Here is a 17,666-nt window from a genome sequence, read left to right as displayed (position 1 = left end):
GGGCACAGGGGGTGGGCGGATGAGGGGCACGACGGTACGCCGTACGGTCGTCTCGGTAGCGCTGTCGGTCATGCTGGCGGGCGTCACGGCCTGTACGTCCTCCGGGGAGCCCGCCGCCTCGCCGTCCTCCGCCCCGCGGTCCTCCGCGCCGGCGTCCTCCGGTCCTCCGGCCCTCACCGGCCCTTCGGCCGACGCCCTGCGTGCCGTCGAGCGGGCGACCGGTCGGGCGGGTTCGGCGCGGGTGGAGTCCACGACGGTGATGGGCGGCGAGCTGTCCCTGGAGGCCACCGGCGCCCTCGGCTGGCACGACGGCCTCACCGGCACCCTCATGATCACGTACACCGGCGGCACCACCGCCGAGACGATGCGCAGGCTGGGCACCACCGCGATGGAGGCCCGGTACCTGGCGGACGCCTACTACGCCCGCATGGGCGACGAGTTCGCCGCCCGGGTCGGCGGCCGGCACTGGATCAAGTACGACTACGCCGACCTGGAGGACCTCGGCGGCGGCGCGGGCGCCGGGTTCGCGGACCAGATGCGCAACACCACGCCCCACCAGGCGGTGAAGCTGCTGCTGACCGCCAAGGACGTGCGCAAGGTGGGCGAGGAGAAGACGCGCGGCCGACGCGCCACCCACTGGTCCGGCACCGTCGGCGGGCCCACCGCCCAGACCGTCGACATCTGGGTCGACGACCGGAACCTGCTGGTCAAGAAGGTCGAGCGGGGGCGGACGAAGACCGGGGAGCTGACTCAGAGCGCGTACTACAGCGACTACGGCGTCGAGGTCTCCGCCGAGCGTCCTGCGGCCGCGGACACGGCCGACTTCAGGGAGCTGCTGGGGGAGTCGGCAGCGGATCAATGAGGGAGGCGTGAAATTGCCGTGGGCTAAGCTCACAGAGCCTTCATAATTGAACTTCTTGTGGCCAACTCTCTGTTGGCACGTTCCTTGGGGGGGACGATGGGGAATTACCTGCACGCCCGGGGTGGGGCGAAGCTCGCTGGTGTGGCGGCTCTGGTGCTGGCCGGCGGTGCCGTCGGATGCGGTGGGGACGACGGGGCTGCCTCTGGTGGCGAGCGGTCCGTCCAGCAGGTGCTCACCGCTGCGTACGAGAAGACCGCCGAGGCGAAGTCCGCCAAGGTCGAGATGACCATGTCGATGCCGGCCGCGCTGGACGGCGGGGGCGACGCGCAGATGAACGGCGTCATGGGCTGGGACCCGACGGTCATGGACGTGACCATGAAGGGCTCCATGCTGACCGCCGAGCCCGGCTCCCCGGAGCAGGTCCGGATGGTCTGGCGGGACAACGTGATGTACATGGACATGGGCGGGGCCGCCGCCAAGGACATGGACGGCAAGCGCTGGATGAAGCTGGACCTCAAGGCCGCTGCCGAGTCCGCGGGCGCGGAAGCCGGTCAGGCGCTGTCCGGCGTCGAGAACATGAACCAGGACCCGACCGAGCAGCTCGCCCTCCTCCTGGAGTCGCCGAACATCAAGCACGTCGGTGAGGAGAAGGTCTACGGAGTCACGGCTCAGCACTACAAGGGCACGCTCACCGTCAAGGAGATGATGGAGAGCAACGAGAGCCTGGACACGCTGAAGCCCGCGGAGCGCAAGGAACTGCTGGCGAACATCGAGAAGTCCGGCATCAAGGGCTACGACACCGACGTCTGGGTGAACGACGCAGACCTGCCCGTGCGCATGGACGTCGTGATGAACACTCCGCAGGGCGACGTCGACATGAGCATGAAGCTGTCGGACTACGGCGCCAAGGCCCAGGTCGAGGTACCGCCCGCGGCCGACACCTTCGACATGATGGAGATGCTCAAGCAGCTGGAGGACCTGGCCGGTGACGGCACGGAGGCGGGGGGACTCGACGCCGAGGAGCTGGCCGAACTGGAAGCGCTGGACCTCGGTTCCTCGACCTGACCCCCCGCTCCGGGGGCGGATTTGCCCGCCGCTGGTGCGGTCGGGTACCTTTCTTCAGAAGCCAAAGACCGCTGGTCGTTGCCGTGTGTTCGAAAGAGGACACGGTGGCCGAAGGATCCGCTGAACTGCGGACGACCCGCGCAGGTGACTGTGGATGAGCTCCCGGAGTCCGCGCCTCGTGCGCGTGAGCGACGGTCGAGCCACGCCCCGTGCGCCTGCGCCGGGGCGTTTCGTTTTCCCCAGTCCTCCTTCGGGTCCGCGCGGTCCGAATCACCCGGAAGGAGGCCGAGGCTCTATGGCGACGCCCGAGAAGGCTGCCGCGGTTGCCGAGCTGACGGACAAGTTCCGCAGCTCCAACGCCGCCGTGCTGACCGAGTACCGCGGTCTCACCGTGGCGCAGCTCAAGACGCTGCGCCGGTCGCTCGGTGAGAACGCCCAGTACGCCGTGGTGAAGAACACGCTGACCAAGATTGCGGCCAACGAGGCCGGGATCACGCTCGACGACCAGCTCTTCGCTGGTCCGACGGCCGTCGCCTTCGTCACCGGTGACCCGGTGGAGTCGGCGAAGGGTCTGCGCGACTTCGCCAAGGACAACCCCAACCTCGTCATCAAGGGCGGTGTCCTTGACGGCAAGGCGCTGTCCGCCGACGAGATCAAGAAGCTTGCGGACCTCGAGTCCCGCGAGGTTCTGCTCTCCAAGCTGGCCGGTGCCTTCAAGGCGAAGCAGTCCCAGGCTGCCTCCGTCTTCCAGGCGCTGCCCTCGAAGCTCGTCCGCACCGTGGACGCGCTCCGTGCCAAGCAGGACGAGCAGGGCGGTGCCGAGTAACTCGGCTCGCTTTCTGATCCGGGCCGCCTGAGCGCGGCACGGATCGCAGCGGGCCGACGTACGCCCGCCTCACCCCGTACATCCGGCACCTGCCGAATTAGTGGAAGGACCGCCATCATGGCGAAGCTCAGCCAGGACGACCTGCTCGCCCAGTTCGAGGAGATGACCCTCATCGAGCTCTCCGAGTTCGTGAAGGCCTTCGAGGAGAAGTTCGACGTCACCGCCGCCGCTGCCGCGCCGGTCGTCGTCGCCGGTGGTGCCGCTGGTGGCGCCGCTGCCGAGGCCGAGGCCGAGCAGGACGAGTTCGACGTCATCCTCACGGGTGCCGGCGACAAGAAGATCCAGGTCATCAAGGTCGTGCGCGAGCTGACCTCCCTGGGTCTGAAGGAGGCCAAGGACCTCGTGGACGGCGCCCCGAAGCCCGTCCTCGAGAAGGTCGCCAAGGACGCCGCGGACAAGGCCAAGGAGTCCCTCGAGGGCGCCGGCGCCTCCGTCGAGGTCAAGTAAGACCACGAAGGCACCACGGATCCGTCAGGATCTGTAACGCCGTAGCACCGAAGAGCGATCATCCATCCGGGTGGTCGCTCTTCGGCGTATCGGAGGTCCGGCGGCGGCTGCCTTGCACGCGTGACGGCGGAGAGTATGGTGATCTTCGTTGTGCCGTCGCCGGGGCCCTGAGAGCCCCTGGCGGCAACCGGTTTGGGCAAGGGGGGCCTTGACGAACCGCACGCAGCGCGCAATTCTCAGGGCGTCGTCACAAGGATCCGAATCCGAGGCATGGATCGACGGCGAAGAGGGCAGTATCTGGGTGCGTTGAGGGCGAGGCCTTGCCGCACAGGTGGTGAGAACAACGAGGAGCGAACACGGTCCCCGAGAACCGCACTGGACATCAGTGTGCCAAGTGGCTACACTGACCCTTTGCGCTGCCTGTTAGCTGCCCCCTGCCCGTCACCAGGGGTCTGCCCTCGCCCGAGCACTGACGACCAGAGCATGCCTGACCTGGCTCTTTAGCCACATCTGGCACCCCCTGTCTTAGTGCACGGAAGAGGGACCGGTACGCGCGTAGTGAGTCCGAGCCCTCGGAAGGACCCCCTCTTGGCCGCCTCGCGCAATGCCTCGACCGCGAATACGAACAACGCTGCCAGCACCGCCCCGCTGCGCATCTCCTTTGCAAAGATCAAGGAGCCCCTCGAGGTTCCGAACCTTCTCGCGCTGCAAACCGAGAGCTTCGACTGGCTCCTCGGCAACGACGCCTGGAAGGCTCGCGTCGAGTCGGCTCTGGAGTCCGGTCAGGACGTCCCCACCAAGTCCGGTCTGGAGGAGATCTTCGAGGAGATCTCGCCGATCGAGGACTTCTCCGGGTCGATGTCGCTGACGTTCCGCGACCACCGTTTCGAGCCTCCGAAGAACAGCATCGACGAGTGCAAGGACCGTGACTTCACGTACGCGGCCCCGCTCTTCGTCACCGCCGAGTTCACCAACAACGAGACCGGCGAGATCAAGTCCCAGACGGTCTTCATGGGCGACTTCCCGCTCATGACCAACAAGGGCACCTTCGTCATCAACGGCACCGAGCGTGTCGTGGTCTCGCAGCTGGTCCGTTCGCCCGGCGTCTACTTCGACTCCTCCATCGACAAGACGTCCGACAAGGACATCTTCTCCGCCAAGATCATCCCGTCCCGGGGTGCCTGGCTGGAGATGGAGATCGACAAGCGCGACATGGTCGGTGTGCGCATCGACCGCAAGCGCAAGCAGTCCGTGACCGTCCTGCTCAAGGCGCTCGGTTGGACCACCGAGCAGATCCTCGAGGAGTTCGGCGAGTACGAGTCCATGCGCGCCACCCTGGAGAAGGATCACACCCAGGGCCAGGACGACGCGCTGCTCGACATCTACCGCAAGCTGCGTCCGGGCGAGCCCCCCACCCGTGAGGCCGCGCAGACGCTTCTGGAGAACCTGTACTTCAACCCGAAGCGCTACGACCTCGCCAAGGTCGGCCGCTACAAGGTCAACAAGAAGCTCGGCGCGGACGAGCCGCTGGACGCCGGCGTGCTCACCACCGACGACGTCATCGCCACCATCAAGTACCTGGTGAAGCTGCACGCCGGTGAGACCGAGACGGTCGGCGAGTCGGGCCGGGAGATCGTCGTCGAGACCGACGACATCGACCACTTCGGCAACCGCCGCATCCGCAACGTCGGCGAGCTGATCCAGAACCAGGTCCGTACGGGTCTCGCCCGTATGGAGCGCGTCGTGCGCGAGCGCATGACCACCCAGGACGTCGAGGCGATCACGCCGCAGACCCTGATCAACATCCGGCCGGTCGTCGCCTCCATCAAGGAGTTCTTCGGCACCAGCCAGCTGTCCCAGTTCATGGACCAGAACAACCCGCTGTCGGGGCTGACGCACAAGCGTCGTCTGAACGCCCTCGGCCCGGGTGGTCTCTCCCGTGAGCGGGCCGGCTTCGAGGTCCGTGACGTTCACCCGTCGCACTACGGCCGCATGTGCCCGATCGAGACGCCCGAAGGCCCGAACATCGGTCTGATCGGTTCGCTCGCCTCGTACGGCCGGATCAACCCGTTCGGTTTCATCGAGACGCCGTACCGCAAGGTCGTCGACGGCCAGGTCACCGACGAGGTGGACTACCTGACCGCCGACGAGGAGGACCGCTTCGTCATCGCGCAGGCCAACGCCACGCTCAACGACGACATGCGCTTCTCCGAGGCCCGCGTCCTGGTCCGCCGTCGTGGCGGCGAGGTCGACTACGTCCCCGGTGACGACGTCGACTACATGGACGTCTCGCCGCGCCAGATGGTGTCGGTCGCGACCGCGATGATCCCGTTCCTCGAGCACGACGACGCCAACCGTGCCCTCATGGGCGCGAACATGATGCGTCAGGCGGTGCCGCTCATCAAGAGCGAGTCCCCGCTGGTCGGCACCGGCATGGAGTACCGCTCCGCCGCCGACGCCGGTGACGTGGTCAAGGCCGAGAAGGCGGGTGTGGTCCAGGAGGTCTCCGCGGACTACATCACCACCACCAACGACGACGGCACGTACATCACGTACCGCCTGGCCAAGTTCTCCCGGTCCAACCAGGGCACCTCGGTCAACCAGAAGGTCATCGTCGCCGAGGGCGACCGGATCATCGAGGGCCAGGTCCTGGCCGACGGTCCGGCCACCGAGAACGGCGAGATGGCGCTCGGCAAGAACCTGCTGGTCGCGTTCATGCCGTGGGAGGGTCACAACTACGAGGACGCGATCATCCTGTCGCAGCGCCTCGTGCAGGACGACGTCCTCTCCTCGATCCACATCGAGGAGCACGAGGTCGACGCCCGTGACACCAAGCTCGGCCCCGAGGAGATCACCCGGGACATCCCGAACGTCTCCGAGGAGGTCCTCGCCGACCTCGACGAGCGCGGCATCATCCGCATCGGTGCCGAGGTCGTCGCCGGCGACATCCTCGTCGGCAAGGTCACGCCCAAGGGCGAGACCGAGCTGACCCCGGAGGAGCGCCTGCTCCGCGCGATCTTCGGTGAGAAGGCGCGCGAGGTGCGCGACACCTCCCTGAAGGTGCCGCACGGCGAGATCGGCAAGGTCATCGGCGTCCGCGTCTTCGACCGCGAGGAGGGCGACGAGCTTCCCCCCGGTGTGAACCAGCTGGTGCGCGTGTACGTGGCGCAGAAGCGCAAGATCACCGACGGTGACAAGCTCGCCGGCCGTCACGGCAACAAGGGCGTCATCTCCAAGATCAACCCGATCGAGGACATGCCGTTCCTGGAGGACGGCACGCCCGTCGACATCATCCTGAACCCGCTGGGTGTCCCGTCCCGAATGAACCCGGGACAGGTCCTGGAGATCCACCTCGGCTGGCTCGCCAGCCGCGGCTGGGACGTCTCCGGCCTCGCGGAGGAGTGGGCGCAGCGCCTCCAGGCCATCGGCGCCGACAAGGTCGAGCCCGGCACCAACGTCGCCACCCCGGTCTTCGACGGTGCGCGCGAGGACGAGCTGGCCGGCCTGCTCCAGCACACCATCCCGAACCGGGACGGCGAGCGCATGGTGCTCCCGACCGGCAAGGCGCGGCTGTTCGACGGCCGCAGCGGTGAGCCGTTCCCGGACCCGATCTCGGTCGGGTACATGTACATCCTCAAGCTGCACCACCTGGTCGACGACAAGCTGCACGCCCGGTCGACCGGCCCGTACTCGATGATCACCCAGCAGCCGCTGGGTGGTAAGGCCCAGTTCGGTGGCCAGCGCTTCGGTGAGATGGAGGTGTGGGCGCTGGAGGCTTACGGCGCCGCGTACGCCCTCCAGGAGCTGCTGACGATCAAGTCCGACGACGTGACCGGCCGCGTGAAGGTCTACGAGGCCATCGTCAAGGGCGAGAACATCCCTGAGCCCGGCATCCCCGAGTCCTTCAAGGTGCTCATCAAGGAGATGCAGTCCCTGTGCCTCAACGTGGAGGTGCTGTCCTCGGACGGCATGTCCATCGAGATGCGTGACACCGACGAGGACGTCTTCCGCGCAGCGGAGGAGCTCGGCATCGACCTGTCGCGGCGCGAGCCGAGCAGCGTCGAAGAGGTCTGACGGGAGTCAGGCGGGGCCTGTTCCGCACAGGCCCCGCCGATCCCGCGACCCCCGTTTCAGACCACAGACTTACAACCCTGAGAGGGATTGACGCATAGTGCTCGACGTCAACTTCTTCGACGAGCTCCGGATCGGTCTGGCCACCGCTGACGACATCCGTCAGTGGAGCCACGGCGAGGTCAAGAAGCCCGAGACCATCAACTACCGCACCCTCAAGCCCGAGAAGGACGGACTCTTCTGCGAGAAGATCTTCGGTCCGACCCGGGACTGGGAGTGCTACTGCGGCAAGTACAAGCGCGTCCGCTTCAAGGGCATCATCTGCGAGCGCTGTGGCGTCGAGGTCACCCGCGCCAAGGTGCGCCGTGAGCGGATGGGCCACATCGAGCTGGCCGCTCCCGTCACCCACATCTGGTACTTCAAGGGCGTCCCGTCGCGCCTGGGCTACCTGCTGGACCTGGCGCCGAAGGACCTCGAGAAGGTCATCTACTTCGCCGCGTACATGATCACGTTCGTGGACGAGGAGCGCCGTACGCGCGACCTGCCGTCGCTGGAGGCCCACGTCTCCGTCGAGCGCCAGCAGATCGAGCAGCGCCGCGACGCCGACCTCGAGGCCCGCGCCAAGAAGCTCGAGACCGACCTGGCCGAGCTGGAGGCCGAGGGTGCCAAGGCCGACGTGCGCCGCAAGGTGCGCGAGGGTGCCGAGCGTGAGATGAAGCAGCTGCGCGACCGTGCGCAGCGCGAGATCGACCGCCTCGACGAGGTGTGGAACCGGTTCAAGAACCTCAAGGTCCAGGACCTGGAGGGCGACGAGCTGCTCTACCGCGAGCTGCGCGACCGCTTCGGCACCTACTTCGACGGCTCGATGGGCGCCGCCGCGCTGCAGAAGCGCCTGGAGTCCTTCGACCTCGACGAGGAGGCCGAGCGCCTCCGCGAGATCATCCGCACCGGCAAGGGCCAGAAGAAGACCCGTGCGCTCAAGCGCCTCAAGGTCGTCTCCGCGTTCCTGCAGACCAGCAACAGCCCCAAGGGCATGGTGCTGGACTGCGTGCCGGTCATCCCGCCGGACCTGCGTCCGATGGTGCAGCTGGACGGTGGCCGCTTCGCGACCTCCGACCTGAACGACCTGTACCGCCGCGTCATCAACCGCAACAACCGCCTGAAGCGGCTTCTCGACCTCGGCGCGCCCGAGATCATCGTGAACAACGAGAAGCGCATGCTCCAGGAGGCCGTCGACGCGCTCTTCGACAACGGCCGTCGCGGCCGCCCGGTGACGGGCCCCGGCAACCGTCCGCTGAAGTCGCTGTCCGACATGCTCAAGGGCAAGCAGGGCCGCTTCCGTCAGAACCTGCTCGGCAAGCGAGTCGACTACTCGGCGCGTTCCGTCATCGTCGTCGGCCCGCAGCTGAAGCTGCACCAGTGCGGTCTCCCGAAGGCCATGGCGCTGGAGCTCTTCAAGCCGTTCGTGATGAAGCGCCTGGTCGACCTGAACCACGCGCAGAACATCAAGAGCGCCAAGCGCATGGTCGAGCGCGGCCGCACGGTCGTGTACGACGTGCTGGAAGAGGTCATCGCGGAGCACCCGGTTCTGCTGAACCGTGCGCCCACCCTGCACCGCCTCGGCATCCAGGCCTTCGAGCCGCAGCTGGTCGAGGGCAAGGCCATCCAGATCCACCCGCTCGTCTGCACCGCGTTCAACGCGGACTTCGACGGTGACCAGATGGCCGTCCACCTGCCGCTCTCCGCGGAGGCGCAGGCCGAGGCCCGCATCCTGATGCTGTCCTCGAACAACATCCTCAAGCCGGCCGACGGCCGTCCGGTGACGATGCCGACCCAGGACATGGTCCTCGGTCTGTTCTTCCTCACCACCGACGGCGAGGGCCGGGACCTCAAGGGCGAGGGCCGTGCGTTCGGTTCCGCCGCCGAGGCGATCATGGCGTTCGACGCGGGCGACCTGTCGCTCCAGTCGAAGGTCGACATCCGCTTCCCGGTGGGCACCATCCCGCCCCGCGGCTGGGAGCCCCCGGCCCGCGAGGAGGGTGAGCCGGAGTGGCAGCAGGGTGACACCTTCACCCTGAAGACCACGCTGGGCCGCGCGCTCTTCAACGAGCTGCTGCCCGAGGACTACCCGTTCGTCGACTACGAGGTCGGCAAGAAGCAGCTCTCCGAGATCGTCAACGACCTCGCCGAGCGCTACCCGAAGGTCATCGTGGCGGCGACGCTCGACAACCTGAAGGCGGCCGGCTTCTTCTGGGCGACCCGTTCCGGCGTCACCGTGGCCATCTCCGACGTCGTCGTTCCCGAGGCGAAGAAGGAGATCGTCAAGGGCTACGAGGCGCAGGACGAGAAGGTCCAGAAGCAGTACGAGCGCGGTCTGATCACCAAGGACGAGCGCACGCAGGAACTCATCGCGATCTGGACCAAGGCGACCAACGAGGTCGCCGAGGCGATGAACGAGAACTTCCCGAAGACCAACCCGATCTTCATGATGGTGAACTCGGGTGCACGAGGCAACATGATGCAGATGCGTCAGATCGCCGGTATGCGTGGTCTGGTGTCGAACGCCAAGAACGAGACGATTCCGCGTCCGATCAAGGCCTCGTTCCGTGAGGGCCTGTCCGTGCTGGAGTACTTCATCTCCACGCACGGTGCCCGTAAGGGTCTGGCGGACACCGCCCTGCGTACCGCCGACTCGGGTTACCTCACGCGTCGTCTGGTCGACGTCTCCCAGGACGTCATCATTCGCGAGGAGGACTGCGGCACCGAGCGCGGTCTCAAGCTGCCGATCGCCACGCGTGACGCGGACGGGACGCTGCGCAAGGCCGAGGACGTCGAGACCAGCGTCTACGCCCGCATGCTCGCCGAGGACGTCGTCATCGACGGCAAGGTGATCGCGCCGGCCAACGTCGACCTCGGTGACGTCCTGATCGACGCCCTGGTCGCCCACGGCGTCGAGGAGGTCAAGACCCGTTCGATCCTGACCTGCGAGTCCCAGGTCGGCACCTGCGCCATGTGCTACGGCCGCTCGCTGGCCACCGGCAAGCTGGTCGACATCGGTGAGGCGGTCGGCATCATCGCCGCCCAGTCCATCGGTGAGCCCGGCACCCAGCTGACGATGCGTACCTTCCACACCGGTGGTGTGGCCGGTGACGACATCACCCAGGGTCTGCCGCGTGTCGTCGAGCTCTTCGAGGCCCGTACCCCGAAGGGTGTCGCCCCGATCTCCGAGGCCTCCGGCCGCGTCCGGATCGAGGAGACCGAGAAGACGAAGAAGATCGTCGTCACCCCGGACGACGGCAGCGACGAGACGGCGTTCCCGATCTCGAAGCGTGCCCGTCTGCTCGTGGGCGAGGGCGACCACGTCGAGGTGGGCCAGAAGCTCACCGTGGGTGCCACCAACCCGCACGACGTGCTGCGCATCCTGGGTCAGCGTGCCGTCCAGGTCCACCTGGTCGGCGAGGTCCAGAAGGTCTACAACTCGCAGGGTGTGTCGATCCACGACAAGCACATCGAGATCATCATCCGGCAGATGCTGCGCCGCGTGACGATCATCGAGTCGGGCGACGCGGAGCTGCTGCCCGGCGAGCTGGTCGAGCGCACGAAGTTCGAGACCGAGAACCGTCGTGTGGTCCAGGAGGGCGGTCACCCGGCCTCCGGCCGTCCGCAGCTGATGGGTATCACCAAGGCCTCGCTGGCGACGGAGTCCTGGCTGTCGGCCGCCTCCTTCCAGGAGACGACGAGGGTCCTGACGGACGCGGCGATCAACGCCAAGTCCGACAGCCTCATCGGCCTCAAGGAGAACGTCATCATCGGTAAGCTCATCCCGGCCGGTACGGGTCTGTCCCGCTACCGCAACATCCGGGTCGAGCCGACCGAGGAGGCCAAGGCCGCGATGTACTCGGCCGTCGGCTACGACGACATCGACTACTCGCCGTTCGGCACGGGCTCCGGCCAGGCCGTTCCGCTGGAGGACTACGACTACGGTCCGTACAACCAGTAAGCGGGCAGCTTGATACGACCGAAGGGCGGTCACCCCGAGTGGGTGGCCGCCCTTCGGCGTGCACGGACGTGGGGCAGAATCACGTGCGTCGTCCGATCTTCGCACCATCCGCCCTCCGGCCCGGGAGTTGTCGTGCTCGCGATAGGAATCGTCCTCGTCGTCCTGGTGTGCGGCTCGTCGTTGGTGCTGGGCACCAACCTGTACGCCCTGCGCAAGGCGGGGCGACTCGAGTCCGCGGGCACCCGCGTCGAGGGCGAATGCGTCAGCCACTACTGGCCGAGCGGCGGCTACGTGGGCGCCGTCTGCACGTACTCCGCCGGAGCCGGGCAGGAGCTCACGGTCCGCTCGTCGCGGTACTCCGTCCCCCCGGTGGAGGTGGGCGACGTGGTGGAGGTCGTCCACGAGCCGGGGCGGCCGGAGCGCGCGATGCTGCTGTTCGAGGCGACCCGGCGGGTGGGGTACGACACGGCCCTGACGGCCGTCATGGGCGCGTTGTGGGTGGCGGCGGTGACGGGGCTGCTCTTCATGCTGTGAGGACGCCGCACGGCACGGTGGCTACGGCACGCCCAGTTCGAAGATCACGTAGTGGGCGTACCAGCCGGAGGCGAGGGCCGCCGTGGTGAAGAAGACGATCAGGCTCGGGAGCTTCAGGCGGCTCAGGGCCGCGGCCGGGGCCAGGAGCAGGGGGAAGGCGGGGAGCAGGTAGCGCATGGTGTTGCCGAACATCTGCTGGGTGCCCAGGACCGTGATGATCGAGGCCAGGGTGTAGGCGACCAGGACCAGCGGGGGCCGCTTGCGCAGCATCAGGGCGATCAGGAAGGGCAGCGCCAGGACCAGCTGGAGGGAGAGCAGGTCCGGGGTGGAGAAGGCGAAGTGGTAGTCGCCCTTGCCCACGGTGAGGTTGCGCAGCACGTCCAGGGTGTAGGCGCCGTAGTCGAAGAAGTGGGCCCAGCCCTCGCGCTGGAGGGTGAAGTACGCGGTGGCCTCGCCCGTGCTCCAGCCGACCCAGGCGATGTAGCCGAGCAGGCCGAGCGGGGCGACGAGCATGGCGTACACCGGGCCGCGTATCCCGTGTTCGCGCCGGGACTCGGGGCGGGCCAGCGTCACCAGGGCGGCGAGTCCCACGGCGCCGATCAGCACGGCGGAGGTGGGGCGGTTCAGGCCGGCGGTGAAGGCGAGCAGCCCGGCCACCACCCAGCGCCGGGTCATCACGGCGTAGCAGGCCCAGGCGGCGATGGCGACGAACAGGGACTCGGAGTAGACGGCCCATTCGACGCCCGCTCCGGGGGCCACGGCCCACAGGCCGGCCGCGATGGTGCCCGCGCGGGCACCCGCGAGCAGCGAGATCACCGCGTAGATGCCCGCCGCCGCGATGAACGACGAGACGACCGAGACCAGGATCCCGGAGCCGTACAGGCCGAGGCCGGTGGACTCCGAGACCATGCGGATCAGGGCCGGGTAGAGGGGGAAGAACGCCACCGAGTTCTGCTGGACCGTGAACAGGCCGTCGGAGTCGAGCCGGACCAGGGAGGGGTGGTAGCCGTGTTCGGCGACCTGGAGGTACCACCAGCCGTCCCAGGTGGCCAGGACGTCCCACCAGTGGGCGCCACCGCCGAAGCGCGGGTTCTTCTCGCGGAAGTCCCCGGCGTACGTCAGCAGCGTGGCGAAGACGCCGAGGCCGACCAGCTTGGTGACGCCGTACAGGAGGAGCGGGGCCAGATAGGGCCGGGCGCCGTCCGGCAGCCGGGGCGGCCAGGTCGCCCAGGGGCGTTCCCGGGGCCCGTCGGGCCGTGCCGTGCGCGCGCCGTCCGACCCGTCGGTCACCGCGTCGTCGGCAGCCGTGTCCATGGCTGTCATCCCCCTCGGGCCACCCTCAACCGTCACTTGCTGCCATAAGATCGCACAAGAGTCGCACATCTGTGCTCAGTGTCGGGGAGAGGGGAGGCGCGGTGCCCGAGGAACCGGACGCGGAGCAGCACGAACCCGTCGTGCTGTCGGTCGTCATACCCATGTACAACGAGGAAGAGGTCCTGCCCGCGCTGGTCAGCAGGTTGCGCCCGGTCCTGACGGAGCTGGGCGTGCGGCACGAGGTCGTCGTGGTGGACGACGGCAGCGGCGACCGCACGGCGGAGCTGCTGGCCGCCTTCCGGCTGGGCTGGCCGGAGCTGCGCGTGGTCGCGTTGCGGCGCAACTCCGGACACCAGGCGGCCCTCACCGCGGGCCTCGACCGGGCCGTGGGCGCCTACGTCGTCAGTCTCGACGCCGACCTCCAGGACCCGCCGGAGAAGATCCCGGAGATGCTGGAGCTGGCCCGTGCGCAGGGCCTGGACATCGTCTACGGCGTGCGCGCCGACCGCAGCAGCGACTCCGGGTTCAAGCGGTGGTCGGCGGGCGTCTACTACCGCCTGATGCGGCGCCTGGCGGGTCCGTCCGTGCTCGCGCAGGCCGGCGACTTCCGGCTGCTCAGCCGGGCCGCCGTGGACGCGCTGAAGGCCCTGCCGGACCAGCAGCGCGTCTACCGGCTCCTCGTGCCGTGGCTGGGCTTCCCGAGCGGTTCGGTGACCTACGAGCGGGCGCCGCGCACCGCCGGCCGCACCAAGTACCCGCTGGGCCGGATGATCCGCCTCGCCGTCGACAGCGTGACCGGCTTCTCGGCGGCCCCGCTGCGCATCGCCACCTGGCTGGGCGCCGGCGCCTTCGTCGTCTGCCTGGGGCTGCTGGTCTACACGCTGACCGCCTTCGCGCTGGGCCGCACGGTCCCCGGCTGGACCTCGCTCTTCACCGGCATCGTGTTCATCGGCGGGGTGCAGCTGATCTGCGTCGGTCTGCTCGGTGAGTACGTCGGGCGCATCTACACGGCGGTGCAGAACCGGCCGACGTACTTCGTCCGGGACGACACCGCGGCGCCCCCGCCCGTACCGGCACCCGCACCGGTGCCCGGCGACGGAACGATCGGGACACAGCGTGACGAATCGGGTACGGATGCCCGCGCCGCCCATTTGTTTTGACCGCAGCGAATGCGGTAGGTACGCTCAGACCTTGTGCCTGGGGTGTGCCCTGGCCCTCGTGCGTGTCTTCAACCGCGGTGAGGGTCGTGACCGGCCACCGCAATCCGCGCTCTCTCCCGCTTGTCGGCAGGGGTTCGCGGCTTCGACACACCCGACCGCGTGGGTCGGCGACGTTCCGGGTTAGCTTCACCATTCGGCACACAGAAACCGGAGAAGTAGTGCCTACGATCCAGCAGCTGGTCCGGAAGGGCCGGCAGGACAAGGTCGAGAAGAACAAGACGCCCGCACTCGAGGGTTCCCCTCAGCGCCGTGGCGTCTGCACGCGTGTGTTCACGACCACCCCGAAGAAGCCGAACTCGGCCCTGCGTAAGGTCGCGCGTGTGCGTCTGACCAGCGGGATCGAGGTCACCGCTTACATTCCGGGTGAGGGGCACAACCTGCAGGAGCACTCCATCGTGCTCGTGCGCGGCGGCCGTGTGAAGGACCTGCCGGGTGTTCGCTACAAGATCATCCGCGGTTCGCTCGACACCCAGGGTGTCAAGAACCGCAAGCAGGCCCGCAGCCGCTACGGCGCCAAGAAGGAGAAGTAAGAATGCCTCGTAAGGGCCCCGCCCCGAAGCGCCCGGTCATCATCGACCCGGTCTACGGTTCTCCTCTGGTGACCTCCCTGATCAACAAGGTGCTGCTGAACGGCAAGCGCTCCACCGCCGAGCGCATCGTCTACGGCGCCATGGAGGGCCTGCGCGAGAAGACCGGCAACGACCCGGTCATCACGCTGAAGCGCGCTCTCGAGAACATCAAGCCGACCCTCGAGGTCAAGTCCCGCCGTGTCGGTGGTGCGACGTACCAGGTGCCGATCGAGGTCAAGCCCGGTCGCGCCAACACCCTCGCGCTGCGCTGGCTCGTCGGTTACTCGCGCGCCCGTCGCGAGAAGACCATGACCGAGCGTCTGCTCAACGAGCTCCTCGACGCCTCCAACGGCCTCGGTGCCGCTGTGAAGAAGCGCGAGGACACGCACAAGATGGCCGAGTCCAACAAGGCCTTCGCGCACTACCGCTGGTAGTCGCTACCCCCATCGAGACCGAGAGAAGACTGAAGCCTTATGGCTACCACTTCACTTGACCTGGCCAAGGTCCGCAACATCGGGATCATGGCCCACATCGACGCGGGCAAGACGACCACCACCGAGCGGATCCTGTTCTACACCGGTGTGTCGTACAAGATCGGTGAGGTCCACGACGGCGCCGCCACGATGGACTGGATGGAGCAGGAGCAGGAGCGTGGCATCACGATCACGTCTGCTGCGACCACCTGTCACTGGCCGCTCGAGGACAACGACTACACGATCAACATCATCGACACCCCGGGGCACGTCGACTTCACCGTCGAGGTGGAGCGTTCCCTGCGTGTGCTCGACGGTGCCGTGACCGTGTTCGACGGTGTCGCCGGTGTCGAGCCCCAGTCCGAGACGGTGTGGCGTCAGGCCGACCGCTACGGCGTGCCCCGCATCTGCTTCGTGAACAAGCTGGACCGCACCGGCGCCGAGTTCCACCGCTGCGTGGAGATGATCTCGGACCGCCTGGGCGCCCAGCCGCTCGTCATGCAGCTCCCGATCGGTGCCGAGGCCGACTTCAAGGGCGTCGTGGACCTGGTCCGCATGAAGGCGCTCGTGTGGTCCGCCGAGGCCGCCAAGGGCGAGATGTACGACACCGTCGACATCCCGGCCACGCACGCCGAGGCCGCCGAGGAGTGGCGCGGCAAGCTGGTCGAGGCCGTCGCGGAGAACGACGAAGAGATCATGGAGATGTTCCTCGAGGGCCAGGAGCCCACCGAGGAGCAGCTGTACGCCGCGATCCGTCGTGTCACCATCGCCTCCGGCAAGTCCAGCGACACCACGGTCACCCCGGTGTTCTGCGGCACCGCGTTCAAGAACAAGGGCGTCCAGCCCCTGCTCGACGCGGTCGTGCGCTACCTGCCGACCCCGCTCGACGTCGAGGCCATCGAGGGCCACGACGTCAAGGACCCCGAGGTCGTCGTCAAGCGCAAGCCGTCCGAGGAAGAGCCGCTGGCCGCGCTCGCGTTCAAGATCATGAGCGACCCGCACCTCGGCAAGCTCACCTTCGTCCGGGTCTACTCGGGCCGCCTGCAGTCCGGCACCGCGGTGCTGAACTCCGTCAAGGGCAAGAAGGAGCGCATCGGCAAGATCTACCGCATGCACGCGAACAAGCGTGAGGAGATCGAGTCGGTGGGCGCCGGCGACATCGTCGCCGTCATGGGCCTGAAGCAGACCACCACCGGTGAGACGCTGTCCGACGACAAGAGCCCGGTCATCCTGGAGTCCATGGACTTCCCGGCGCCGGTCATCCAGGTCGCCATCGAGCCCAAGTCGAAGGGCGACCAGGAGAAGCTCGGCGTCGCGATCCAGCGCCTCGCGGAGGAGGACCCCTCCTTCCAGGTCCACTCGGACGAGGAGACCGGCCAGACCATCATCGGCGGTATGGGCGAGCTGCACCTCGAGGTGCTGGTCGACCGCATGCGCCGTGAGTTCAAGGTCGAGGCCAACGTCGGCAAGCCGCAGGTCGCGTACCGCGAGACGATCCGCAAGGCCGTCGAGCGCGTGGACTACACCCACAAGAAGCAGACCGGTGGTACCGGTCAGTTCGCCAAGGTGCAGATCGCGATCGAGCCGATCGAGGGCGGCGACGCCTCGTACGAGTTCGTGAACAAGGTGACCGGTGGCCGCATCCCGAAGGAGTACATCCCTTCGGTGGACGCCGGTGCTCAGGAGGCCATGCAGTTCGGCATCCTGGCCGGCTACGAGATGACGGGCGTCCGCGTCACGCTCATCGACGGTGGCTACCACGAGGTCGACTCCTCCGAGCTCGCCTTCAAGATCGCCGGTTCGCAGGCCTTCAAGGAGGCCGCGCGCAAGGCTTCGCCCGTGCTCCTCGAGCCGATGATGGCCGTCGAGGTCACCACGCCCGAGGACTACATGGGCGACGTCATCGGTGACATCAACTCCCGCCGTGGCCAGATCCAGGCCATGGAGGAGCGGATGGGTGCCCGCGTCGTGAAGGGCCTCGTGCCGCTGTCGGAGATGTTCGGCTACGTCGGAGACCTCCGCAGCAAGACGTCGGGTCGCGCAAGCTACTCGATGCAGTTCGACTCCTACGCCGAGGTTCCCCGGAACGTCGCCGAGGAGATCATCGCGAAGGCCAAGGGCGAGTAGCGGACTCCGTTCAACGGACTCCGTGCACACGCTTTAGGCTTGACCCCGGAGCCTGCATGGGGCATTCCGCCGCAAACCGGCGGAGTGCCCCCGGCACC

Annotated in this window: 12 protein-coding genes; 11 read left to right on the top strand and 1 reads right to left on the bottom strand. The window is 67.6% G+C overall.

Going from position 1 to position 17,666, the window contains the following annotated elements; translation table 11 throughout:
- Positions 1-19: 19 nt before the first annotated feature.
- From DMH12_RS16330 to DMH12_RS16295, 7 genes are all read left to right on the top strand, one after another.
- Positions 20-862, top strand: a complete 843-nt coding sequence (locus tag DMH12_RS16330; protein WP_125492306.1) for a hypothetical protein — start codon at positions 20-22, stop codon at positions 860-862.
- Between the two features lie 141 nt (positions 863-1,003).
- Entirely contained in the window at positions 1,004-1,927 is a 924-nt protein-coding gene (locus tag DMH12_RS16325) for a DUF6612 family protein (RefSeq protein WP_260474226.1), read from the top strand.
- Between the two features lie 295 nt (positions 1,928-2,222).
- Positions 2,223-2,753, top strand: a complete 531-nt coding sequence (rplJ, locus tag DMH12_RS16320; RefSeq protein ID WP_114533307.1) for a 50S ribosomal protein L10 — start codon at positions 2,223-2,225, stop codon at positions 2,751-2,753.
- 117 nt (positions 2,754-2,870) lie between these two features.
- The gene (gene rplL / locus DMH12_RS16315; protein WP_125492304.1) at positions 2,871-3,260 is read left to right on the top strand and encodes a 50S ribosomal protein L7/L12; all 390 of its coding nucleotides are present in this window, start codon (positions 2,871-2,873) and stop codon (positions 3,258-3,260) included.
- A gap of 588 nt (positions 3,261-3,848) precedes the next feature.
- A complete protein-coding gene (gene rpoB, locus DMH12_RS16305; protein WP_125492303.1) occupies positions 3,849-7,334 on the top strand; it encodes a DNA-directed RNA polymerase subunit beta in 3,486 nt (1,161 codons plus the stop codon).
- Between the two features lie 97 nt (positions 7,335-7,431).
- Positions 7,432-11,331, top strand: a complete 3,900-nt coding sequence (locus DMH12_RS16300; protein ID WP_125492302.1) for a DNA-directed RNA polymerase subunit beta' — start codon at positions 7,432-7,434, stop codon at positions 11,329-11,331.
- Between the two features lie 132 nt (positions 11,332-11,463).
- Positions 11,464-11,865 carry a DUF3592 domain-containing protein gene (locus DMH12_RS16295; RefSeq protein ID WP_125492301.1) on the top strand — a complete coding sequence of 134 codons (402 nt, stop codon included), beginning with the start codon at positions 11,464-11,466 and terminating at the stop codon, positions 11,863-11,865.
- Between the two features lie 21 nt (positions 11,866-11,886).
- On the opposite strand, the gene DMH12_RS16290 is transcribed toward DMH12_RS16295, so the two are convergent.
- Positions 11,887-13,179, bottom strand: a complete 1,293-nt coding sequence (locus DMH12_RS16290) for a hypothetical protein (RefSeq protein ID WP_185832348.1) — start codon at positions 13,177-13,179, stop codon at positions 11,887-11,889.
- A gap of 101 nt (positions 13,180-13,280) precedes the next feature.
- On the opposite strand from DMH12_RS16290, the gene DMH12_RS16285 reads away from it, so the two are divergent.
- The 4 genes from DMH12_RS16285 (at position 13,281) to fusA (ending at position 17,568) form a co-directional block, all read left to right on the top strand.
- Positions 13,281-14,339, top strand: coding sequence for a glycosyltransferase family 2 protein (locus DMH12_RS16285; RefSeq protein WP_260474225.1), 1,059 nt, complete (start codon positions 13,281-13,283; stop codon positions 14,337-14,339).
- A gap of 218 nt (positions 14,340-14,557) precedes the next feature.
- Complete coding sequence (gene rpsL / locus DMH12_RS16280) at positions 14,558-14,929, top strand: 30S ribosomal protein S12 (RefSeq protein ID WP_003948652.1); 372 nt, start codon at positions 14,558-14,560, stop codon at positions 14,927-14,929.
- 2 nt (positions 14,930-14,931) lie between these two features.
- Positions 14,932-15,402: a 30S ribosomal protein S7 gene (rpsG, locus tag DMH12_RS16275; protein WP_003974303.1), complete on the top strand. Its 471-nt coding sequence runs from the start codon at positions 14,932-14,934 to the stop codon at positions 15,400-15,402.
- Positions 15,403-15,441: 39 nt separating this feature from the next.
- Positions 15,442-17,568, top strand: a complete 2,127-nt coding sequence (fusA, locus tag DMH12_RS16270) for an elongation factor G (protein WP_125492299.1) — start codon at positions 15,442-15,444, stop codon at positions 17,566-17,568.
- Positions 17,569-17,666 lie beyond the last annotated feature (98 nt).

The organism is Streptomyces sp. WAC 04229 (assembly GCF_003947455.1).
In the GTDB taxonomy this organism is placed as follows: Bacteria; Actinomycetota; Actinomycetes; order Streptomycetales; family Streptomycetaceae; genus Streptomyces.
Note: the sequence above shows the minus strand (reverse complement) of the source record. Positions and strands in the feature narration are given on the sequence as shown.